The organism is Chromohalobacter beijerinckii (assembly GCF_023061185.1).
Lineage (GTDB): Bacteria > Pseudomonadota > Gammaproteobacteria > Pseudomonadales > Halomonadaceae > Chromohalobacter > Chromohalobacter beijerinckii.
Genome location: NZ_JAKGAK010000001.1, coordinates 292,379 through 313,945, shown reverse-complemented (window position 1 = coordinate 313,945; position 21,567 = coordinate 292,379). Strand labels below are relative to the sequence as shown.

Genomic DNA, 21,567 nt, shown 5'->3' with positions numbered 1-21,567 from the left:
CCGTCCTATACTGGCGCTTCGATTCAGCATCCACTCAGCGCCAAGCAGGGGCAAGCCATGCACGTACTCATTCTCGGCAGTGGTGTCGTCGGTGTCACCAGCGCCTATTACCTGGCATCGCAGGGGCACGAAGTCACGGTGGTGGATCGCCAGGCTGGGCCCGCCATGGAAACGAGTTACGGCAATGCCGGCCAGGTATCCTTCGGATTTTCCTCGCCCTGGGCGGCCCCGGGCATTCCGCGCAAGGCACTCAAGTGGATGTTCCAGGAACATGCGCCGCTGAAGATCCAGCCCAAGCGTGACCCTGCCATGGCACGCTTCATGATGGCGATGTTCAACAACTGCACGCCCGAGCGCTATGCCGTCAATAAGGAACGCATGGTGCGTGTCGCCGAGTACAGCCGACAGTGTATCGATGCGTTGCGCCGCGATACGGGGATTCGCTACGAGGATCGCCAGCGTGGCCTGCTGCAGCTCTTTCGTCATGAAGCTCAGGTCGAGGCGGTGGCCAAGGACATGCGCGTGCTGAGCGAGTGCGGAGTACGCCATCGGTTGCTTGGGGCCGAGGAGCTGACAACGGCCGAGCCGGCACTGGCGCGCGTGCCGGGCAAATTCGTGGGCGGCCTGCACTTGCCGGACGATCAAACCGGCGACTGCCACTTGTTCACCCAGCGCTTGGCCGATCACTGCCGCGAACAGCTGGGCGTCGAATTCCGCTTCAATGTCGATATCCAGCGCATCGAACGTCAGGCCGGTCGCGTCGAACGGGTCATGACCTCGTCGGGCGCCTTGAGTGCTGATGCGTACGTGGTGTGCCTGGGTAGTTTCTCGCCGCTTTTGATGAAAGATCTCGATATCCGCTTGCCGATTTATCCTGTGAAGGGATACAGCTTGACGCTGCCGGTGGTCGACGACGGCGGCGCGCCGCAGTCCACGGTGATGGATGAAACCTTCAAGGTGGCCATCTCGCGTTTCGATGATCGGATTCGTGTCGGCGGTACCGCCGAGCTAGCCTCCTATGACTTGAGCCTGCTGGAAAAGCGGCGCGCGACCATCAGCATGGTGGTGCGCGATGTCTTTCCCGAAGGCGGCGACGCGGCCAAGGCCGAGTTCTGGACCGGCCTGCGTCCGATGACCCCGGATTCGACGCCTATCATCGGCGCCACGCGCTATGAAAATCTCTGGCTCAACACTGGGCATGGCACCCTCGGGTGGACGATGAGCTGCGGTAGTGCTCACCTGCTCGCTGACCTGATGGCCGGACGTCGACCCGCCATCGACCCGAATGGCTTGGATGTCGCCCGCTACGCCGCGTAAGTTCGTCGCGAGGGGAATCCCTGCGTGCTTCGCTTGTCCAATATTGGCACCAGACCCGGTTCGCCGTGGGCGGCGGGTGCTCTGGAATGTTATGAGAGCCATTGAGGAGGGAGCGATGACCATTCGCGCTGGCTGGCGTGTCGGGAGCGCCGGCATGTTGGCGTTGTTATTGAGCGGTTCCGTGCTGGTGAGTGGGTCGGCACTGGCCCAGGAAGATACCGCGTCGTCCGAGGATCAAAAACAGACAGCGACCGAGGCAGACGAGGTAAGCGACAAGGCCACCGGTGTCAGCGACGAGGATGCCAGCTTCGGCCAGGGGGGCGCACAGACCCCGCTCGACCAGCGCCGTAACGCGGTGACCTTCGGGCAGATGGATGTCGACCAGGATGGCGTGCTTAGTGAAGAAGAGGCACGTCAGGCCGACCAGCTCGAGCTCTTCCAGCGACTCGATGACGGCGAAGGCGAGGTTACGCGGGAGACGTTCCAGGATGAGGTCGGCTCGGACACGCTACCCGAAGTGGCGGAATAGGCGCACCTTTCGCAATACGCTTGTGTATCCGCCGATGACAGGCTCGGACCTGAAACGTGTGCCAAGCCGTGCAGCGGCGAGGCGAAAAGCAAGAACGCCCGATGCGGAGAACCGCATCGGGCGTTTTCGTGCCGGTCAGCGGCGTCGCTGTCAGCCGACGACGGTAGCGATGGCCTTGGCCACGTAGGGCAGGTTTTCCTGTGCCAAGCCGGCGACGTTGGCGCGGCCGGAGCGCACCATGTAGATACCGAATTCGTCGCGCAGGCGGTCCACCTGTTCCGGGCTCAGCCCAGTGTAGGAGAACATGCCACGCTGTTCGGCGATGAACGCGAAGCGCTCGTCCAGCCCGTAAGGCTTGAGTGCTTCCACGAAGTCACGGCGCAAGCCATTGATGCGGTCGCGCATCTCGGTGAGCTCTTCGCGCCACACCGTGGCCAGTGCATCGTCGTGGAGAATCTCGGCCACGACCGCGCCGCCATGGGCCGGCGGGTTAGAGTAATTCTCGCGGGCGACGATGGCCATCTGCGAGCGGACGTTTTCCATTTGCTCGCTGTCGCGGGCGATCATGATCATGCAGCCGGTGCGCTCGCGATAGACCCCGAAGTTCTTGGAGCAGGAGCTGGTGATCATGACCTCGTCGAGGTTTTCGGCCAGCAGGCGTGGCCCGTAGGCGTCGGCATCGAGCCCATCGCCGAAGCCTTGATAGGCGAAGTCGACCAGCGGCAGCAGGCGGCGCTCGCGCACGACCTCGAGCACGCGCTGCCATTGCTCGCGTGACAGGTCGAAGCCCGACGGATTGTGGCAGCAGGCGTGCAGCAGCACGACATCCCCTTCGGGAATCTGCTGCAGGGCGCTCAACATGCCCTCGAAGTCGAGGCGGTTATCGGCATCCACGTACGGATACTTCTTCAGCTCGACGCCCGCCGCATGAAAGATACCCAGGTGGTTGGGCCAGGTCGGATCGGAGACCCAGATGCCCTTGCCGGGCAGCTGCGACTTGATGAAGTCCGCCGCCAGACGCAACGCGCCGGTACCGCCGGGCGACTGGGTCGCGCTGGCGCGGTTGGCGGCCAGCACCGGGGATTGCGCGCCGAGGACCAGCTCGAGCACCGCCTGGCCATAGCGCGGATCGCCGTGCGAGCCGATATAGCTCTTGGTCGTCTCGTTCTTCAGCAGCCGCGCCTCGGCCTCCTTGACGGCCCGCATGACGGGCGTATTGCCGTGAGCGTCACGGTAAACGCCGACCCCCAGGTCGACTTTCTGGGGGTTGGGATCTTTTTTGAAGGCTTCGATAAGCCCGAGGATGGCATCCCCGGGCACGCGTTCAATCTGCTCGAACATTGGACTGCGCTACCTCGTCGGTTCTGGCGGCCATGATGAAATCGTTTTTGTGCAAGCCCTTGATCTTGTGTGACCACCAGGTAACGGTGACTTTGCCCCATTCGGTGGTCAGCGCCGGGTGATGACCTTCTGCCTCGGCGAGATCGCCCACCTTGTTGGTGAACGCTAGGGCCTGCTTGAAGTTGCGGAACGTGAACTCACGCTCCAATTGCATGATGCCATCGCGCTCCACGATCCGCCACTCGGGAACATCAGCGCCCAGGCTATGCATTTCCGCTTCACTGACGGTAGGAGCGTCGGCGCTGCAGGCTTCGCATTTCAACTCGGCAAGCTCGCTCATGGTGTTCTTCGCCTCCTTTCGGTGATTTATATCAGTGTAGAAGCCAACGCCAGGGCGGACCTACCGCAACGGGACATGATTTACGCCTAGCTCAAAGATGCGGCCTTTACGGCCGCGTGGATCTCCGGGTAGGGGCGGTCTTCCAGCGCCGCGAAGCCGTCGAGCTGGCGTGCCTTGAGTTGCGTCAGCAAGGGGGAGGTAAGCCCCGCTAGAAAGCGTGTGAACAACGCGTCGCTGGGTGGCGGCGCCTCGGGTAGCGCGGTGACCCGTTCACGCAAAGGCGTACATAGGGTGACCACTTGGCGTGGGTCGAGCGGTGCGCGAGTCGTCTCCGTGGGCCACTGTGCGATATGGCCGCGGCACACCGAGCAATGCCCGCAGTGCTTGGGCGCATTGGCGTCGCCGAAATAGTCGGCTAGGCGGCGGCTGAGACAGGTCGTCGACTCGAATAGCGCGAGCATTGCCTGCAGCCTTTCAATCTCGGCGGCTTCCTTGCGCTGGAAGTACTCGGTCAGATGCGTCGCGAGCGCGGCGATATCGAACTCGGCCTGCAGCACCCCGTACACCTCGGTCATCTGCTTGCTTTCGAGCTGGATGAAGCCCTGATCGTTGAAATACTCCAGGGCGCTGATGACGCGACGCCGTGAGGTATCGAGACCGCGCTCGGCACCCAGGGCATCGAGCGCCTCATGGTCCAGCGCGCACCATGTCTTGGCTCTGGGCGAGGCCTCGATCAGGGCGGTGACGAAAGCGCGGCGTTCGCCGTTGAAACGCTCGATCAGTGCCTCCGGCTCGATCAGATATTTGAAGCGATATTCGGCGAAATAGGCGTAGCGCGGAGCGATGACGCCCTCGAGCTCGAGCCTCACCAGCAGTGTCTTGAGCGGCAACGGCCGTATGTTGCTGTGCTGGGAGAGGGCGTTCAGGCGTACCTCCCACTGACCCTGGGGCGCGGCGTCATGGATGTCCCGCAGGACGCGCTCGATGCCGTCGCGCTCGGGCGTATCGCCGTAGACGAAGTTTTCCAGCGCACCCAGGGCGTCGCGGCCGCCGAGCATCAGGCAGCTCGAGGGTTGTCCGTCGCGTCCGGCGCGACCGATCTCCTGGCTGTAGTTCTCGATCGACTTGGGCAGGTCGTAATGCACGACGTTGCGGATATCGGACTTGTCGATGCCCATGCCGAAGGCGATGGTGGCGACGATGCAATTCACCTCGCCGCTCATGAACGCCTGTTGCAGTGTATCGCGGGTCTCGCTGTCGAGGCCGGCGTGATAGGCCCGCGCCTCGATGCCTGCCTTACCGAGGTAAGCGGCTAGGCGCTCGGCGGTTTTCTGCAAGGTGACGTAAACGATGCTGGGCTGGGGCGGCGAGGCGGCCAGGCGTGGCCCCAGCCACTCGACCAGGGCGCGGGGGCGTCGCTCGGTGGCGGTGGGCTGCACCTGCAGATCGAGATTGGGGCGATAGAAGCCCGTGGCGGCAACATCCTGGGCGTCGATGGCGAAGCTGTCGCGCATGTCGTTGATGACGCGCGGCGTGGCCGTGGCGGTGAGCAACAGCGCCTGCGGAATGGCGAATTCACGCTGATAGGCAGGTAGCTTGAGATAGTCGGGACGGAAATTGTGGCCCCACTCGGACAAGCAATGCGCCTCGTCGACCACCAGCAACGAGACCGGCACCCGCTGCAGGAAGGCGCGGAAGCGCTCGTTCTTGAGGCGTTCCACCGAGATCATCAGGATGCGGATATCGCCGCGCCTGACGCCGTCCATCACCGCCGAGGCTTCCTCCCGGGTCTGGCGGGAGTCGAGGCTCGCCGCGGCGATGCCGTGGCGAGCCAGGAAATCGAGCTGGTCCTGCATCAGCGCCAGCAGCGGCGACACTACCAGGGTCAGGTGCGGCAGATGCAGGGCCGGCAACTGATAGCACAGCGACTTGCCGGACCCGGTGGGAAAAATGGCCGCTGCCGAACGCCCCTGGGTCACGGCCTCGACCACCTGGCGCTGGCCGGGGCGAAAGTCGGAATAGCCGAAGACGCGTTGCAGGGTGTCGTCGATGTCGGCCATGCGGTGCTCCTTGCCACGATTGAGGCGACATCTTACACCCTGTGGCCGTCGGGATGGCGCGCAGACCGCCGATGCCGTGCGTGATCGACACGACATGCCGCCACGGACATGACCCATGGCGCTCGCTGTTGGCATAATGCGTCTTTTGCCCACGGAAACGACCCATGACCGCCTGGAGCAAGCTTCTCGTCGCCACCACGCGGCTGCTCGACCTACATGACAGTGGCCATGAGCCCGGCTCGCCGTTCGTGCACGTCAGCCAGGAAAGCCGGCGTGGCCTGCGCGACGGCTACTGGCTGGACCTCGGCTGCTTGCTGCTGGACTATCTGCTCGATGTGGACTTCGCGACCAACAGCGCCTTCGTGTCGCAGACGCGCTGCCTGGCGCACCTGCGCGAGTTCTATCCCGAACTGGCGCATGATGACCTCGGCTTCGTCGTCAACCTGCTCGCCACGCCCAGTGAAGTGCACTTTCGCGATGCGCCTCCGACACCGGAGGTGCGCGATGCATCCGCGCCGCCGGAACCGGATGCCGGGGAGGCGGCCGAGGCGCGCCGCGCGATGCGCAGCACCAAGCGGACCGCCCTGATCGAGAAGCAGAGCCAGACCGGCCAGGTACGCCTGACCGCCAGTGGCCGCCAGGCGGTGACGCTGGCCAGTCAGGTCGAGGACCTCCTGTATTCCGAATACGACGCCGCCAAGGTGCTGGCCGCCCTGGCGCGGGGCGATTTCGCCCGCATTCCCGACATCACCAACCAGATCCTGCTGGCGATCCGCGCCTTGACCCAGGAACTGCGCCGGGTGCGCGAAAACCCCACCCGCGAGGGCAAGCTGGCGGCGTTGCTCGACAACGAGCGCCACTATCACAATGCCTTGTCGAGCATTCAGGAGACGCTGCTCGACGCACGCGCGCAGCTTTCCACGCCACGCTTGATGGAGCGCTTCGCCGACTGGCGCGAGCGCGAGGCGGCACGTCACGGCGAGGAATGGGATCTGCGCATGCTGTCGAGTGCCATCGGCCGCGTGCTCACGGCGATCGAGAACCTCTCGCGACGGCTATCGGAGTTGCTGGCCGATATCGCCGAGGGGCGCATTCAGTCGATGGGCGTGGTCGACTTCGCCGATGTGGCGCGCGGTCTGCTGGCCGCGCCCGCCGCGCCACGCATGAGCGAAGCACTGGTGACACGCCTGATGCCGTTTCACGTCGACGTCGCCATGCCGCGCCTGGCACCGCTGACCCCATTGCTCGAGACCCGTCGCGCCGAGACCAGCCATGCCGCGCTGGTCTTCGATGAAGCCCAGGACGCGGCCCCCGAGGACCCTCTGCTGGCACGCTTTCTGGAGGCGCGCGGGCCGGCGCTACGGGCCCGGATCCAAAAGGCGCCGCTCTCGCTGCCCGAGGCCCTGGCCGAGGGCTGGCACCGGTTCGAGGGAGACGACTGCCTGGCGCAGTTGCTCAATACCTTCGTCGACACCGAGCTGCTCGACAGCCACCTGCGGGTGGGGGTCGAGGCCCGCAGTTTCGACGTCACACTGGACGACGGCCGCGTGGTCCAGGCCGCCGTCACGCCTTCCTTGCGCGTCGCCACGCCGGCGGCGGGCACGTCCCCGGTCAACGAGGATGCATCACGATGAACATGAGTGAAATGGGCGAGGTCGTCGCCTACCTGCTGCGCTACCGCAGCGCCGAACGCGTCCCGGGCGGTGGCCGCAAGCGCCGCGCCGCGCGCGAGGGCCAGCTCTCCGAGCGCGATGTCTGCGCGCTGATCGACGATGCCAGCGATCTCGAGCGCGAGGCGCTGCGTGACTTTCTGGCCGGCCAGGGGCTGAGGCTCAAGACGTTCGAGGCGGGCGACTTTCCGGGTATCGCGCCGGGGTCGCGGTATTACGCGCTGTTGCCGGATCCGGAGCTCGAGCAGCCCCCGTTGTATACCCGTCAGCCGGTGTTCGAGGCCCTCAAGTTGCGTCAGGAAAGCCGCAGCGAGCTGGCGCAGTGGTATCTGCAACTGTGGCTGCTCATGAATACCCTGCTGTACACCCGGTACAACCGCGCGCTTTCCGACGTCAGCCGTTACCAGGAGGCGACCTTCGCCAGTCACGAGCTGCTCGACCTGCTGCGCGATCAACTCGAAGCGTTGCGCGCGCTGGGCGAGGCGGCACCGGAAACCAACCGCGCGCTGCTCGAGGAGCGCGGCGAGGACCTCAACCGCCGCGTGCGGGCCTTCATCGACCTGCAGGTACGCGCCGGCCTGCTCGAGGCGTCCGGCGCCTCGGGCGAGGACGCCTCGCCGGGCGATATCTGGCAGCAGACCCTGCTTGGCGCCCTGGAGTGCGAGCAAATCGGCATTCATCAATTGGGCCATCTTCAGGCGCTGGCCGAGGGACGCCTCGCGGAGGAAACGGCATGAGCGTGATCAATCGCATCGAAGTCGCCAACCTGCTCAACAAGCATGGCGATATCGCCTCGCCATGGGACGCCAAGATGCGTCACCTGCTGCTCGATCTGCGCGGTCAGTCCAGCGCCATCAGCATGGAGAACGGGTTCGGCAAGACCACCCTGGCCGAAGCCCTGATCGGTCTGCTGTCCCGCGACAGAAGCCTGATCTCGCGCACGCGCCGCAAGTGCTCGCCGTCCACGGTGGCCGGCCAGGGGCGTAGCTGGAGCCATTTGCGCGTCGAATTCCGCACCCGCAGCGGCAGCGAGCGCCAGGACGACATGCTCGCCGCCGCCGGCGAGGAAGTCGCCGGCGAGACCTTCGTGTTCGGCTTCTACGGCTACAGCGACGGCAGCGGCCTCGCTTTTTATCACTATGCCGGGCGCCTGGAAGACATTCCCGTTCATCATTACACCGTCGACGGCAAGCTGGCGTTGAGTGCCAACAGCGACGTCAAGGCCGACATGGCGAATCGTGGCGTGCGCCTGACCCACAACCGCGAAGAATGGCTCGACGCGGTCGGCGCGCATGTCTCGCGCCGGGAACTGGCGCAGTTGGCGGCCTTTCAGAAGGAGGGCGGTGCCGACAAGAGCCAGATCTTCAATGCCATCAAGCCGCGCGGCGGTGAGAAGGCGGACCAGGCCTTCTTCTTCGAGGTGCTGGCCCCGGAGATCCTCTCCGGCGCGACGCGGGGCGAGACCGACGAAAGCGAGGAACTGATCGAGGAGGTGATCCTCAACTCCGGTACCAACATCACCGAGTTGCGTCACCGTCTCGAGGAGGCAGAGCACGATCAGCGGCGTGCCGAGGACAAGGTCGCGCGGCTGGCGACGCTGAGCGACGACGGCGCAGCCCTGCTGGCGGCACGCGACGAGCTCGAGCGCCTCGATGCCGGCTTCCAGGGGCTCGAGTGTCTGCTCGGCGGACAGGCACTGCTGGGCTTGCCGGGGATTCCCGCGACACCCGCCGAGGTCGAGGACGAAACGCTGGATGCCGCGATACCCTGTGGTTTCGCCTGGGCCAGTGGCGATACACGACGGCCGCGAGTCTCGCTATGGCTGTTGGCGCGTCTCTCGGGAGGCAGCGAGCGCAGCATTCGTCAGGCGCTGTCCGAGCGCGGCGCGCGGGTCGACGCCCACCGGCGCCTGGTGCATCTGCCCGAGGCCGCCTGGCCGGCCGGTCGCGAAATCGGTCACGTCGACTTCACCGCGGCGCGTGAATGGCTGGCCGAGACCCTGAACTTCGACGACGATGCCGCGCGCCATCGTGCCCTGGCGGCGCTGGATGCCGGCGCCGATGTCTTCGAAGCACGCGACGGCAACCGCTTCCGCGAGGAGGTGATCGCCGATCAGACCTACCGCGACGAGCTGGGCGCCGACATTCAGGCCGCCGAGCGGCATCTCGAGACGCTCGAGCAGCAACGCGAACGCCTGGAAGGTCAGCAACGCGAGTTCGTCGACAACCAGAGCTTCTATACCCAGGCGCTGAGCGAGGGGCTCTTCGACGAAGCCGAACTGGAGGCACCCGAAGCCACCGCCGAGGCGGCGAAGGCCGAGGCCGAGTCGGCACGCCAAGCCTTGAACGCCCACCTGGGACGCATCGGCGAGCTCAAGCAGGTCGCCGCCTGGCATGCCGAGTTCCAGCAACAGGCCCCGGGGGTATCGCCCGGCGAGCGGCTGGCCGAAAAACAGGCGCGCGATGAGGTGCTCGAAGAGGCGCATGCCGAGGCCGAGGCCCAGCGTGAGCCGTTGGCGTCGCGTTGCGAGACGCTGCGCCATCAGGCCGAGGCGCTGCGCGACGAACAGCAACGCCTGGCCGGCGAGCAGGGCTTGCTCGAGCAGGGGCAAGCACCGTGGCGTGCCTTCGTCGACGGCTGGCCCGAGGAGGACGTCACCGGCTTCTGGACGCGCCGCAAGACGGCGTTGGCCGAACTCGAAACGCGCTGTCACGGAGCCGAGCAACGCGCCGAGGATGCCCGCCGAGAGCAGGCGCGCCTGACCCCCCTGCATGACGCAGCGCAGCGTTACGCCGACTATCATGGCGACGACGAGCCGGTGCATCTGCGGCAAACCCTGTATGAGCGTGCGCGCGCACTGGATGACGAAGGACATCGCCTGGAGCAGGAGCAGCAGCGTCTGCGTGAGTTGACTCAGGCGCAGCGTGACTTCGCTTCGCGTTTCGAGGCCGATCCCGAGCGCTGGCTGCGTGACGCCCAGCGGCGCTACCCGCGCCTGCTCAGCGAGGCCGATGCCCTGGATGACGCCATCGAGGAGCGCTGGCGTTATCTCGACAGCCTGGCGGGCGATCCGCTCGAGCGGCGGGCGGTGGAAGCCGAGGCCCAGCAGTGCCTGGATGCCGCGGAGATCGCCTGGCAGCCCCTGCATGCGGTGCTCAACGACGCCGAGGTCGAACGCGAACGGCGTCGCGGCTGGCTGAGCCAGGCCGCCGGCCTGCTGTTTTCGCCGGTGGTGGCGGGAGACGACGAAGCGGAGCGTGCCGCGCGCTGCTTGATCGACGCCGGGCTGGCGTTGCCGGTGTTCGAGAGCGCACGCCTGACGGCTCTGCTCGAGGCCGATCAGCCACCGCTGGGGGCGGTGCAGGGCAGCGAAACCCTGGCCGTCAAGGCCGCGCTCGATCCACGCTATCTCGAGGAGTTGCGTCGCGATACCGAGCGTCGCCTGAGTGCCGACCGCGAGCGTCGGGCCGCCCTGGCGGCGGAATGCGAACGTCTCGACCCGCATGGCGATGTCTTCGCGCTGGCGCTCAAGGCCCGCGAGGCGCAACAGGCGGACGCCGAGACGGCCCTGGCCACGCTCGACGAGCGCCAGCAGCAGCTCGACGCCCGTCAGGCGGAGCTGACGCCGCGCTTGACCGAGGCGGCACTGAATTGCATCGACGATTATCAGCGATATCTGCAGGCAGGCGGCCAGGCCGCCGTGGCCCAGGCCGAGGCGGCACTCGAGGAGGCCGAGCGCGACCTCGCGGATTGCCGTCCGGCGATGCAGCAAGCAGCGGAAGAGCTGGAGACCCACGGGGCGACCTGGCTGGCCGCGGAGCGCTTCGCCGATGCCGGTGGCATCGAGCGTCTCGAAGCTTTGAAGGCGCGGCTGGAGACGCTGGAGACGCAACTCGGCGAGATCCGCGAGCAGCTTGCCGAGGCAGAGCGCGATCACGAGGCCGTGTCGCGCCGGCTGCACGAGATCGATGCCGAGCGGCGCAGCCTCTTCGACGATGGCGAACGCGATCGATTGCGCGCCCTGGCCGAGTTCGAGGCCGATGGCGGCGATGCCTTCATGGCCACCGCCGAGGCGGTGCAGGAAGAACTCGAGGCCGCGCTGGAAACGGCGAGCCGACGTGCGCGCTTCGATTTCTCGCGCCTGCGTGCCTATCTCGACGTGCGCGACGCCAGCGGCGGCAGCCAGAAGCTCGAGCGCGACATCGCCGCGGCCAAACGGGCATATCTCGAGGCCCGCGAGGGACTCAAGGCACAGCGCCGCGAACGTGATGAGGTGGAAGCGCGGCTGGCCGAGCAGCGCCGGGCCATGGAGTGGGTCGACCAGCTGGCCATCGCCTGGCTGGGCGTGATGCGCGAACTACCCGAGGGATGGGCGCGGCGGCTGGCGGCTCTGGACGATCTCGCCGCCGCGAGTCACTGGCCGCTCGACGACCCACGGCACGAGACGCGCGAGGCCGCGTTGGCGACATGGCATGCCCAGGCGGGCATGTCGGCGACGTTGTCGCTTTCCGACCTGGAGGCCTGTCAGCAAACTCTGCTCGACGCCCTGGCGGAGCTCAACCTGGGCGAGCGCGCGCGCAATCGCGAACGTCAGGACAAGACGGTGCGCGGTCTCGAGCGGCGCCTCGCCCAGGCGCTGGAAGCCGCCGCCGAAAGTCGCGCCTTCAGCGAGACCGAACGTGCTCGTCTGGCGGCCCTGAAAGGCGTGACGGCCGACGCCCTCGACGACCTGGCCGGACTGCATGGTCAGCTCGATACGCAGCTCGAGGAGCACCGCCAGCGCGTGGCGCGTCTGCATGCCTCGCGCGAGCAGATCGAAGGCACGCTGGTCGAGCGGCTGAGCTCGATCATCTCGGATGCTGCCGGCAACCTGGACATTCTCAAGCGCGTGGCGCGTAGCCATGGCGAGGGCGGTGCCTACTTCGAGGTCAAGGCCGCGCTGATCGACGGCGAGTCGCTGCGTGAACTGATCACCACGCTGCTGGCCGATATCGACGAGCATCAGGCCGCGCTCAAGCGCCGTGCCGAGCGCGATGGCGGCATGAGCGAAGGCGATAGCCGACGCCGTGACGACGACCTGGTGCGTCAGATTCGTCGGCGCATCTATCGTGGCCTGTTCCATGAGGTGTCGATTCGCCTCAAGCACGACGCCATTCGTCCGCACGGGCGACTGTTCTCGCTCAACGAGGACATGTCGGAAGGGCAGCGCGAGGCAGTGTCGCTGATGTGGCTGGTCAAGCTCTCCGAGTTTGCCATCGAGCGCGAGTTGCGCGAGCTGCCCGGCCATCACAAGCGCCGTGCGCGGGCCAGCCGCGAGAGCGTGATCCTGCTCGATGGCCTGTTCTCGAAGCTCTCCCATCGCCGGCTCATCCAGGACTCCCTGGAGTCGCTGCGCAACACCCGCGGGCGCTTCCAGATGATCGGCCTGATTCACAACCCCAACTACGAAAACGACCCGGCGATCTTCCCCACCTATCTGGTGGGGAGCGTGATCGGTGGTGTCCAGGGGCAGGGCGGGCACGTCATGGTGCGCGACGGCCAGGTCACTGCGCCCGAAGCACTCGGCCGTGCGCCCGGCGAGGCCAGCCTGTTCGGCATTCACGTGAAGGAGCCCATGAATGCATTCGAAAATGACTGAATTGAGTGAGGCGGCTCGGCATGTCTTTGACAAGATGAGTGCCGATTGGCGTCGACAGGCGCTTCAGGGAAAAGCCCATCCTCCGAGTCAGCAGGCAGCAACGCTGAGAAAGCGTATGGTCAAGAATGGCTGGTGCGAAGCCGAACTGTATGCACAGCGGACGCTATTGGAGCTTTATCGTGCGGGCATTCTTAGCGTCAAAGGCGAGGGTGGAGAGGCGATGCTCGACCCTCGCCTCGGCTTGAACCCACGTGTGGGGTTGGCGGAGCGCTATGTTCAGCAGGTGTTGGAGACATTGCCCAATGTCGATGCTGGTTTGGCACTCAACGAAAGACAAGCGCGCCATTGGCGACAGGCACTGGACGGATGTTTGGCCGGATGGTCACGTGAAGACCAGCAGCGTTTGGTGGATGGGCTCAAGACGTTAGCGAGGGCTCTGCCCGCGGCCTATACGTTGACGAGTTACACGGTCAGTTCACGTTATTTACTGGAAAGCAGTAAATTGCTGTCCGTATTGCCCAATGAGCTGTTACGTGCTTTCGGGATAGAGCCGTCGCGTTTTGCCCAATCGGATTCGCGGGTACTGGCGCATGTTCCTGTAGAGCCGCAGGGCGTGCTCTTGATCGAAAATGCGCAAAGCTTTACCGCTGCCTGTCGTGTAGGACTGGATATGCATTTTGCGCTGGTCTGCGAGTTTGGTTATGGCCTCGCGCTGAGTCAGGCGCTCTCGGATGCCCAGCATATTAGTCTGGTGGGCAAGATGCCGTCCCCCATGGTGTTGGCGGATTTGCTGGAGCTACCGAATATCACCTACTGGGGCGACCTTGATCCCGAAGGGCTACGGATTTATCTGCGCATGAAAACGCATCTGCCGGCCATGCGCCTGTCAGCACTTTATGGTCCGATGATGGAACGGTTGGAGGGAAGGGGCGGCCACCCATTGAGTCAGGCCACGGGTAAGGCAGGGCAGCGTCAAGGGCAAGGTTGGACACGGGGTATCGATCAGGAGTGGGTAAGTGATTGTGATATCGAGCGGCTGGCGGGGGAAACGCTCGAGTTCGATCAGGAGCAGCAGTGGATTGCGCGTATCGTGGGCGCAGAGGAGACGAATTGAGTATGCCGGTATTCGGCGTCGGTGACAGCACGCTGCGCGCCGTGGGCGGGGAGGCGGCGGTACGCGAGCTGGTGGATCGCTTCTATGATGCCATGGAGCGCTTGCCCGAGGCGCGAGGGATTCGCGCTCTGCATCCCGACGACCTAGACGAATCCCGCGATAAGCTGACGACGTTTCTGATCGGTTGGATGGGCGGGCCGAGCCGTTACCGCGAGCGTTTCGGGCCGATCGCCATCCCCGCGGCGCATCGCCACCTGGATATCGGCCCCGAGGAGCGAGATGCTTGGCTGTCATGTATGGCGACGGCACTGGATGAAGTCGGCGCAGCGGACGACCTCAAGCGCTATCTACTGACTCAGCTACGCCACCCTGCCGAGATGTGCCGCCGGCGTTAAGGCCGAAAAAGCGGTGGGTGCTCATGACGTCCCGTCGGCTTGGACGTCGAGTTCGGCGCGCCAGGCCTGCATCTGCTTGAAACGTTTTTCCTGCCCGTATTCCGTGGGCGCGAAGAAGGTGGCTGCGGGGAGTTCCGCGGGCCAACAGTCGTGTGCCCGACCGGCGGGGTAACCGTTAGGCTCGTTGTGCGCGTAGCGATAGCCTTCGCCGTGACCGAGGGATTCCATCAACTTGGTCGGGGCGTTGCGCAGATAGGTGGGCACCTCGAAGTCGGGGTGCGCGGCGACGAACTGCTTGGCGGCGTTCCAGGCCTGATCGATGGCGTTGCTCTTGGGAGCGATGGCGAGATGCAGTGCGGCATGCGCGATGGCGCGCTGGCCTTCGTAGTCGCCCAGGCGCAGGTAGGCGTCCCAGGCGGCCATCACCAGCGGCAGAGCGCGTGGCTCGGCATTGCCGACATCCTCCGAGGCGATGGCGGCAAGGCGACGCACCACATCGAGCGGATCACCGCCGCCTTGTACGAATTGCGCGATGTACAAAAGCGCGGCATCGCTGCGTGACGAGCGTATCGATTTATGGATGGCCGAGAGCAGGTCGTAATAATGATCGCCTTGCTTGTCGAAGGCGCTAGCCTGATGCCCCAGCACTTCATGCAGCGCCTGCAGGGTCAGGCGTTCGCCGCCCTCAGTGGGCTCGGCGAAGTCACAGGCTGTCTCCAGCAGGCCCAGTGCGCGTCGTGCATCGCCCGAGGCTGAGCGCGCGAGCGTTTCCAGCACGTCCTCATCGGCCTCGATATGGCGCTCTCCAAGGCCGCGCTGGGTATCCGTCAGGGCCTGATGCAGCACACGCAGCAGGTCGTCGACCTCCAGCTTGCGCAACACATAGACGCGTGCCCGCGAGAGCAGTGCCGAATTGACTTCGAAGGAGGGGTTCTCGGTAGTCGCGCCGATCAGCGTCAGTAGTCCGGACTCGACGTGTGGCAGCAGCGCGTCCTGCTGGCTCTTGTTGAGACGATGGATCTCGTCGAGGAACAAGAGCGTCGGCTGGCCGCGCATTTGCCCCTCGCGCGCACGCTCGACGGCGGCACGGATGTCCTTGACGCCGGCCATCACTGCCGATAGACGTTCAAGCATGGCGCCCGACGCATCGGCGAGGATATCCGCCAGGGTGGTCTTGCCCACGCCTGGTGGCCCCCACAAAATCATTGAGCGTACCGCGCCGCTTTCTGCCATGCGACTCAGCGGTTTGCCGGGGCCAACCAGCGCCTCCTGGCCGACGTAGTCGTCGAGGCGGCGCGGCCGCATGCGATAGGCCAGCGGTGTGTTATCGGATTGGGATGAAGCGAACAGGTCCATGTGTATGCCACCGTGGGTGAGAGGGCGTTTACAAAAGAGCTGCACTTGACAATCCGGCGTTAAAATCGGCCTCGTACGCGAGCCCGGTCAAAATGCTCATTTACCCCATGTAAACTCCGCGTTTTCGGCCAATTTTGCCTTGTCTTGCCTTCGCTCGCCTGTTTTGTAAAGACCCTCTGCGTCGAGTCGCCAAAAACCATGTCTAGACTTTCGGTGAACAGGCGTAATCCTGTCATACCCGCTAGGGTAAAACATTCGAGCCCCGGTAGGGTGTTTCCCATCGGGAGAATGGGAGTCACTGAAGACTCTCGCCTAAACTGGCAAATAGGCTGCCGGATACCCCGCGCTGCCACGCTTCGACAGCAAAGGAGGCCTGTACATGCCCATGCTGACTCAACTGCGCCAAGATCACGCCAACATGGCGCGTTTGCTGCATGTGTTGCAGCTCAAGCAGAAAACCCTGGCGGAAGGTGAGCGACCCAACTTCCAATTGATACGCGAGGTCGTGGATTACATCCTCGACTACATGAGTGGGTTCACCGAGCCGCTGGAACGCATGTGTACCGAGCAGTTGAATGTGCGGGCACCGCAAGCCGACGCGCTGTGTCAGCGGTTGTCCGAAGACTATCGGGCGCTCAATGAACGCCTGGCGAAACTCTCTCAGGATCTCGACATGATCCTGATGGATGCGGTAGTGCCCATGGACCGCTTCAGTGAAGACCTCCGGGCCTATCTCGAGGCGCATCGGGCCTATCTGCGCGGTGAACGCGAGGAGTTGTTTCCGTTGATCCGCGAGCACTTCGACGAAGACGATCTGGATCGGCTGGCCAAGGCGCTGCCGGAAGGGGCCGAAGCTGAACTGGCACGCCTGCAGGAAGGCTATCCGGAGCTTTACGCCGAATTCCGCGAGGCGCCTTCGCCGTTGAATTGAGCTGTGTCGCCACGTGAACGGCATAGTGGTCATCGGGCGCGTGCTCGGGGCAGCTCGTCCCAGCGCGTGGTATAGCAGGCCGAGCGGTAGGCGCTGTTCATCTGCCAGGGGGCGTCGGAAGGTTGCGGGCCCAGGGTCAGCGCCTGGCGGCCGTAGCGGGCGCGGATCGCGTCCCAAGCCTCCATCAACGCCTCTCGCCGGGCGGGCTCGGCGCCATCGAAGAGCGTCGTTTGGCTCTGCTGGCGGGGCGTCAGTTCGGTGAGCATCACGCCCAGTTTCTGATAGGCCGCCGGTTGCCATAAGCGTGCTAGCAGACGTTGCGCCGCGCGGTTGAGTTGCTGCGTGTCGGCACTGGGGAACGGTAATGCCGTCCACTCGCAGGCATGACGAAACGTGCCGGCGTGATGCGGGTTGGTACGCATGTATACGCCGATGGCTGAGGCTTGCATGGCATCACGTCGCAGCTTTTCGCCGGCGCGTTGGCAGTGATGGCGTAAGGCACCGGCGAGGGCGTTGTGGTCGCGCAAGGGGCGCCCGAACGAGCGCGAGCAGAGAATGCTACGGCGTGGGGTCTCCAGGTCGCTCATCGATAGGCAGGGGTGGCCGTTGAGTTCGGTGGCGGTGCGCGCCAGCACTACGCTGAAACGCCGTCGTAGCTCGCTGTCGGGTGTCTCGCGAAGCGCGGCGGCGGTGAGCACGCCCATGCCGGCCAGGCGCGCGTTGAGTCGTTCACCCACGCCCCATACCTCGCGGGGTGACAGCCGAGCCAGGTGGGCTGCCAATTCGGGCGCGTCGGCGCTTTGCCACACGCAGACCTGAGGGCGTGTTGGCTGGGTCTTGGCCTGACGGTTGGCGAGTTTGGCCAGAGTTCGCGTCGGGGCGATGCCGATGGAAACCGGCAGCCCGACTTCCCGCGCCACGCTACGCACCAGGCGTGCGCCCAAGGCGTGCCAGTCTTCCTGCATGCCGCGTAGATCGAGAAAACACTCGTCGATGGAATAAGGTTCCAGCGTCGGTACTTGGCGCGCCAGAACCTGTTGCACGCGTGCCGAGAGGTCACCATAAAGCGTGTAGTTGGAGGACTTCAGCACCACGCGACGCCGCAGTGCTGGATCGATCTTGTGGGTGGGGATGCCCATGGGAATATCGAGCGCCTTGAACTCCTCGGAGCGCGCGATGACACAGCCGTCGTTGTTGGACAGCACGCCCACCGGGACGCCCTCCAGACGCGGTTCGAACAGACGCTCGCAGGCGGCGTAGAAGTTGTTGCAGTCGATCAGCGCAAACATGACGGCTCGGCCGGTTCCTCGCCCATGGCGGGCAAGGCGTGAATGGCGTAGCAGATGACGCCCCACAAGCGGTCATCGTCGGCCTCGAAGGGCAGCGTCGCCAGACCGGGGCGTGACGGCGCGAGATACAGCTGCGCCTCGCGACGTTCGAGGTGCAACACGCTCAGTTCGCCATCGATGGCGGCGACCAACCAATGCCCAGGGCGCGGTGAAATGGCGCGGTCGATTACCAATAAATCGCCGTGGTGCAGGCCGGCGTGGCGATGGTCATCGCCTTCCAAGCGCATGAAGAACGTCGAGGCCGGGCGGCGAACCAGATGGTGATGTAGATCCAGCGGTGCTTCTCGGTAGTCGTCGGCCGGAGACGGAAAGCCGCTGGCGCCGCGTGGCAGGGTGTCGCTCGATGCTGGCGCCGAGGTGGACGCGGCGAGGGCGATAGGCGTCATGGACATGGCGGAACCTCGAAAACGAAATGACGAATACTGTAAAAATAAACAGTATTTTGCCTCGAGGCAAGTCGAGCCATCTCATCGCGTGGGCGGGTAAGGTAGAATGAGCGCACGTATTTTCGAGGAAGCCGTATGGACCGCCTGCAGGCGATGCACATCTTTCGCGCCGTGGTCGAGGCCGGCAGTTTTGCTGGCGGTGCGCGCAAGCTGGAATTCTCCAATGCCATGGTCAGCAAGCAGATCTCCAAGCTTGAGGCCAGTCTGGGGGTGCGGTTGTTGACGCGTACCACGCGGCGTTTGCAGCTAACCGCAGAGGGCGAACGCTATCTCAATGGAGCGAGTCGCTTGCTCGATGAGTTGCAGGAGCTAGAGACCGGGCTCGGCGAACAACGCGGCGAGATACGCGGCCGGTTACGGCTCTCCGCGCCGTTGGATTTCGGTGTGCGTGCGCTGATACCCGCCTTGCAGGCGTTCGAGCGCCGTCATCCGGCGGTGATGCTCGATGTCGTGCTCGAGGATCGCCGTGTCGACCCGGTGGCCGAGGATTTCGATCTGGTAGTACGTATCGGCGAGCTGGAGGACTCCAGTCTGATCGCGCGGCCGTTGATGGACATGCCGCGCCACGTATACGCCGCGCCGGAGTATCTGGCGCGGCATGGAACGCCCACGCACCCCGCCGAGCTGCGTGGGCATCGTTGCCTGCACTATAGCCTGGCGCGGGAAGGGCACTATTGGCACTTCCAGGTCGACGGAGCAGCGTATCGGGTGCGCATCCGCCCGGTCATGGCCTGTAACAACGGACGCGCCCTGACCGAGGCGGCGATACGTGGCATGGGGCTGGTTTACAAGCCGGCGTTCCTGGGGGAGCCGGAAGTCGAGGCCGGGCGACTGGTCCGCGTGCTGGACGATTTCAGCGTGGCGCCGATCAGCGTCCATCTGTTGTATGCCGAGCGTGAGTTCATCCCCGCGCGCCTGAGGGCCTTAGTGGATACGCTGCTGGCGCACTTCGCGGAGACCCGCGCATGACGGCGCCGATTCTGATCTTCGACTCCGGTGTCGGCGGGCTCTCGGTGGTGGGTGCCTTGCGCACACGCCTGCCGGGCGCACCGCTGGCGTATGTATGTGACAACGCTGCGTTGCCGTATGGCACCAAGCCCGGTGCCTGGTTGGTCGCGCGGATCGTCGCGGTGTGTCGCGCGGCGGTCGAAGCGAGTGGCGCGCGCGCCTTGGTAGTGGCCTGCAATACGGCCAGCACGTTGGCGTTACAGGCCTTGCGCGAGTGCCTGAGTATTCCGGTGATCGGTACTGTACCGGCGATAAAGCCGGCCGCTCATGCCTCGCGCAGTGGTGTGTTCGGACTGCTGGCGACCTCGGCGACGGTGTCGCGTCCTTATACGCAGCGTTTGATCGGTGAGTTCGCGCCGGATTGCACGGTGGTAAGACTGGCCGCCGATCCGCTGGTCGCGCAGGCCGAACGCGTCCTGACCGGGATGCCGTGGGACGATGCGATCATCGCCGCGAGCCTAGCGCCGTTATGGGAAGCGTCGCGTCTCGATACCGTGGTGCTGGGATGCACGCATTTTCCGCTGCTGCGCGAGGCACTCGAGCGGCATGCGCCGCGCGAAATCGTGTGGATCGATTCCGGGGACGCCATTGCGCGGCGCGTGGCGCAGGTCGTTTCTCCGATCGTATCAGAGGCCACGCGTGATGCGCCGGGTAGCGATGCAAGCTGGGCCAGCGCTCCGCAACAATCGGGTCTGGCACGCACCCTGGCGAGCTATGGCTTCAGCGCACCGCGTTCTTTGGCATTGCCTGGCCCTGTTTTAACCTTCTGATTTCCATGAGATGGTGTCGTTGCGGCGACATCGCGAGTTTTTGCTGAAAGGAGTTTTCGTGGCCGTACCCGTCGTCGACCCCGAACGTTACGAGTCTCAGCTCGACGCCAAGCGCGAGCGTATCACGGCGCAATTCGCGCGTTTCTCTCCGCCGCCGCTGGAGGTGTTTCCCTCGCCGTCGAGCCATTACCGGCAGCGCTGCGAGTTTCGTATCTGGCATGACGGCGACGACCTGTTCTATGCCATGTTCGAAGTCGATCCTGCCGATCCCAAACGCAAGGCGGTCATTCGATTGGATGAATATCCGGTGGCGGGGGAGCGTATCAACGCGCTCATGCCCGCCTTGCGTGATGCGTTGTTGGCAAGCGATACCCTGCGGCGCAAGTTGTTCCAGGTCGAGTTCTTGACCACGCTGAATGGCGAAGCGTTGGTGACCTTGATCTATCACCGCCAACTCGACGAGGCTTGGGAGCAAGAAGCGCGAGCGTTACAGGAATCTCTGAACGTGTCGATCATCGGCCGGGCACGTAAGCAGCGTCTCGTTCTTGAGCGCGATCATGTCTGGGAGCGGTTGAACGTCGAAGGCCGCGAGTTCGTCTATCAGCAGGTGGAGAACAGCTTCACCCAGCCCAATGCAGCCATTTGTCGGTCGATGCTAGGGTGGGCTAGGGACGTGACTCGAGAGAGCCGCGACGGCGATCTGGTGGAGTTCTATTGCGGTAATGGCAACTTCACGATTGCGCTGGCCGAGAACTTCCGCCGTGTCGTGGCCACTGAGATCTCGCGGACCTCGGTAGCCTCGGCCAACGTCAATCTCGAGGCCAATGGCGTGGCTAACGCCGTGGTGGCGCGGATGTCCGCCGAAGAGTTCAGCGAAGCCCTGGCCGGAGAGAAAAGTGGGCGGCGCGTAGCAGCGCTGGCGCTCGATGAGCATGATTTCACCACCGCGTTGGTCGACCCGCCGCGGGCCGGCCTCGATGCGCATAGCTGCGAGCAACTAAAAGCCTATTCGCGCATCGTCTATATTTCCTGTAACCCGAACACGCTCGAGGCGAATCTCGAGCAATTGAGCGCTACGCATGTCGTGACCCGTTTCGCACTGTTCGATCAGTTTCCGTATACCGACCACTGCGAATGTGGCGTGTTGCTGGAGCGCCGGGAAGCGCCAGTACGCGCGTGACGAGCCCATGCACAACCGGCATATGCCATGAGGGAGCGTCACATTGGTGGGGTCTGACGTGCGATGGGAGTAAGCTCGTGTCACCGTGGTGGCTCACGCGATACGCGTGCGTGCCGCCGAAGG

Annotated in this window: 17 protein-coding genes; 11 read left to right on the top strand and 6 right to left on the bottom strand. The window is 64.7% G+C overall.

Annotated elements, in window-relative coordinates; translation table 11 throughout:
• Positions 1-57 precede the first annotated feature (57 nt).
• A complete protein-coding gene (locus L1075_RS01390) occupies positions 58-1,317 on the top strand; it encodes a D-amino acid dehydrogenase (protein ID WP_040243938.1) in 1,260 nt (419 codons plus the stop codon).
• Between the two features lie 115 nt (positions 1,318-1,432).
• Complete coding sequence (locus L1075_RS01385; protein WP_040243936.1) at positions 1,433-1,846, top strand: hypothetical protein; 414 nt, start codon at positions 1,433-1,435, stop codon at positions 1,844-1,846.
• A 150-nt stretch (positions 1,847-1,996) separates the two neighbouring features.
• On the opposite strand, the gene L1075_RS01380 is transcribed toward L1075_RS01385, so the two are convergent.
• From L1075_RS01380 to L1075_RS01370, 3 genes are all read right to left on the bottom strand, one after another.
• Positions 1,997-3,187 carry an amino acid aminotransferase gene (locus L1075_RS01380; RefSeq protein WP_040243934.1) on the bottom strand — a complete coding sequence of 397 codons (1,191 nt, stop codon included), beginning with the start codon at positions 3,185-3,187 and terminating at the stop codon, positions 1,997-1,999.
• Entirely contained in the window at positions 3,171-3,527 is a 357-nt protein-coding gene (locus tag L1075_RS01375; protein ID WP_040243932.1) for a 4a-hydroxytetrahydrobiopterin dehydratase, read from the bottom strand. Before L1075_RS01375 ends, L1075_RS01380 begins: the two co-directional genes overlap by 17 nt.
• Before the next feature lie 86 nt (positions 3,528-3,613).
• Positions 3,614-5,587: a RecQ family ATP-dependent DNA helicase gene (locus L1075_RS01370; protein ID WP_040243929.1), complete on the bottom strand. Its 1,974-nt coding sequence runs from the start codon at positions 5,585-5,587 to the stop codon at positions 3,614-3,616.
• Positions 5,588-5,751: 164 nt separating this feature from the next.
• Here L1075_RS01370 and L1075_RS01365 point away from each other — a divergent pair, with 164 nt between their 5' ends.
• From L1075_RS01365 to L1075_RS01345, 5 genes are read left to right on the top strand one after another with little or no spacing between them, the layout of a single operon-like run.
• Positions 5,752-7,221, top strand: coding sequence for a hypothetical protein (locus L1075_RS01365; RefSeq protein WP_040243928.1), 1,470 nt, complete (start codon positions 5,752-5,754; stop codon positions 7,219-7,221).
• Positions 7,218-7,994, top strand: a complete 777-nt coding sequence (locus L1075_RS01360; protein ID WP_075367843.1) for a hypothetical protein — start codon at positions 7,218-7,220, stop codon at positions 7,992-7,994. The genes L1075_RS01365 and L1075_RS01360 overlap by 4 nt, the downstream gene beginning before the upstream one ends.
• The gene (locus tag L1075_RS01355; protein WP_075367844.1) at positions 7,991-12,895 is read left to right on the top strand and encodes a coiled-coil domain-containing protein; all 4,905 of its coding nucleotides are present in this window, start codon (positions 7,991-7,993) and stop codon (positions 12,893-12,895) included. Before L1075_RS01360 ends, L1075_RS01355 begins: the two co-directional genes overlap by 4 nt.
• Positions 12,876-14,009 (top strand): Wadjet anti-phage system protein JetD domain-containing protein, encoded by a 1,134-nt coding sequence (locus tag L1075_RS01350; protein WP_083632609.1) that lies wholly within the window; start codon positions 12,876-12,878, stop codon positions 14,007-14,009. The genes L1075_RS01355 and L1075_RS01350 overlap by 20 nt, the downstream gene beginning before the upstream one ends.
• Positions 14,010-14,011: 2 nt before the next feature.
• Entirely contained in the window at positions 14,012-14,404 is a 393-nt protein-coding gene (locus tag L1075_RS01345) for a group II truncated hemoglobin (RefSeq protein ID WP_040243918.1), read from the top strand.
• A gap of 21 nt (positions 14,405-14,425) precedes the next feature.
• On the opposite strand, the gene L1075_RS01340 is transcribed toward L1075_RS01345, so the two are convergent.
• Positions 14,426-15,760 (bottom strand): replication-associated recombination protein A, encoded by a 1,335-nt coding sequence (locus L1075_RS01340; RefSeq protein ID WP_246939341.1) that lies wholly within the window; start codon positions 15,758-15,760, stop codon positions 14,426-14,428.
• Between the two features lie 385 nt (positions 15,761-16,145).
• Between L1075_RS01340 and L1075_RS01335 the strand changes: the two genes are divergently transcribed.
• Entirely contained in the window at positions 16,146-16,691 is a 546-nt protein-coding gene (locus L1075_RS01335; RefSeq protein WP_075367860.1) for a hemerythrin domain-containing protein, read from the top strand.
• A gap of 29 nt (positions 16,692-16,720) precedes the next feature.
• Here the strand turns inward: L1075_RS01335 and L1075_RS01330 are convergent, their stop codons facing one another.
• Both L1075_RS01330 and L1075_RS01325 read right to left on the bottom strand, forming a co-directional pair.
• A complete protein-coding gene (locus L1075_RS01330; RefSeq protein ID WP_246939338.1) occupies positions 16,721-17,980 on the bottom strand; it encodes a Y-family DNA polymerase in 1,260 nt (419 codons plus the stop codon).
• On the bottom strand, positions 17,968-18,432 hold the full coding sequence (locus L1075_RS01325) for a LexA family protein (RefSeq protein ID WP_246939335.1): 465 nt from the start codon (positions 18,430-18,432) through the stop codon (positions 17,968-17,970). The genes L1075_RS01330 and L1075_RS01325 overlap by 13 nt, the downstream gene beginning before the upstream one ends.
• A 129-nt stretch (positions 18,433-18,561) precedes the next feature.
• Between L1075_RS01325 and L1075_RS01320 the strand changes: the two genes are divergently transcribed.
• From L1075_RS01320 to trmA, 3 genes are read left to right on the top strand one after another with little or no spacing between them, the layout of a single operon-like run.
• The gene (locus tag L1075_RS01320; RefSeq protein ID WP_040243912.1) at positions 18,562-19,455 is read left to right on the top strand and encodes a LysR family transcriptional regulator; all 894 of its coding nucleotides are present in this window, start codon (positions 18,562-18,564) and stop codon (positions 19,453-19,455) included.
• Positions 19,452-20,264 (top strand): glutamate racemase, encoded by an 813-nt coding sequence (gene murI / locus L1075_RS01315; RefSeq protein ID WP_246939332.1) that lies wholly within the window; start codon positions 19,452-19,454, stop codon positions 20,262-20,264. The genes L1075_RS01320 and murI overlap by 4 nt, the downstream gene beginning before the upstream one ends.
• Before the next feature lie 58 nt (positions 20,265-20,322).
• Positions 20,323-21,444: a tRNA (uridine(54)-C5)-methyltransferase TrmA gene (gene trmA, locus L1075_RS01310; protein WP_246939329.1), complete on the top strand. Its 1,122-nt coding sequence runs from the start codon at positions 20,323-20,325 to the stop codon at positions 21,442-21,444.
• Positions 21,445-21,567 lie beyond the last annotated feature (123 nt).

What these genes read in the sequence shown, in the direction of transcription:
- L1075_RS01325 (WP_246939335.1), bottom strand. Translation starts at nt 18,432, where the DNA reads ATGTCCATGACGCCTATCGCCCTCGCCGCGTCCACCTCGGCGCCAGCA.
- L1075_RS01370 (WP_040243929.1), bottom strand. Translation starts at nt 5,587, where the DNA reads ATGGCCGACATCGACGACACCCTGCAACGCGTCTTCGGCTATTCCGAC.
- L1075_RS01320 (WP_040243912.1), top strand. Translation starts at nt 18,562, where the DNA reads ATGGACCGCCTGCAGGCGATGCACATCTTTCGCGCCGTGGTCGAGGCC.
- L1075_RS01340 (WP_246939341.1), bottom strand. Translation starts at nt 15,760, where the DNA reads ATGGACCTGTTCGCTTCATCCCAATCCGATAACACACCGCTGGCCTAT.
- L1075_RS01335 (WP_075367860.1), top strand. Translation starts at nt 16,146, where the DNA reads ATGCTGACTCAACTGCGCCAAGATCACGCCAACATGGCGCGTTTGCTG.
- L1075_RS01360 (WP_075367843.1), top strand. Translation starts at nt 7,218, where the DNA reads ATGAACATGAGTGAAATGGGCGAGGTCGTCGCCTACCTGCTGCGCTAC.
- L1075_RS01350 (WP_083632609.1), top strand. Translation starts at nt 12,876, where the DNA reads ATGCATTCGAAAATGACTGAATTGAGTGAGGCGGCTCGGCATGTCTTT.
- L1075_RS01365 (WP_040243928.1), top strand. Translation starts at nt 5,752, where the DNA reads ATGACCGCCTGGAGCAAGCTTCTCGTCGCCACCACGCGGCTGCTCGAC.
- L1075_RS01330 (WP_246939338.1), bottom strand. Translation starts at nt 17,980, where the DNA reads ATGTTTGCGCTGATCGACTGCAACAACTTCTACGCCGCCTGCGAGCGT.
- murI (WP_246939332.1), top strand. Translation starts at nt 19,452, where the DNA reads ATGACGGCGCCGATTCTGATCTTCGACTCCGGTGTCGGCGGGCTCTCG.
- L1075_RS01355 (WP_075367844.1), top strand. Translation starts at nt 7,991, where the DNA reads ATGAGCGTGATCAATCGCATCGAAGTCGCCAACCTGCTCAACAAGCAT.
- L1075_RS01345 (WP_040243918.1), top strand. Translation starts at nt 14,012, where the DNA reads ATGCCGGTATTCGGCGTCGGTGACAGCACGCTGCGCGCCGTGGGCGGG.
- L1075_RS01385 (WP_040243936.1), top strand. Translation starts at nt 1,433, where the DNA reads ATGACCATTCGCGCTGGCTGGCGTGTCGGGAGCGCCGGCATGTTGGCG.
- L1075_RS01375 (WP_040243932.1), bottom strand. Translation starts at nt 3,527, where the DNA reads ATGAGCGAGCTTGCCGAGTTGAAATGCGAAGCCTGCAGCGCCGACGCT.
- L1075_RS01380 (WP_040243934.1), bottom strand. Translation starts at nt 3,187, where the DNA reads ATGTTCGAGCAGATTGAACGCGTGCCCGGGGATGCCATCCTCGGGCTT.
- L1075_RS01390 (WP_040243938.1), top strand. Translation starts at nt 58, where the DNA reads ATGCACGTACTCATTCTCGGCAGTGGTGTCGTCGGTGTCACCAGCGCC.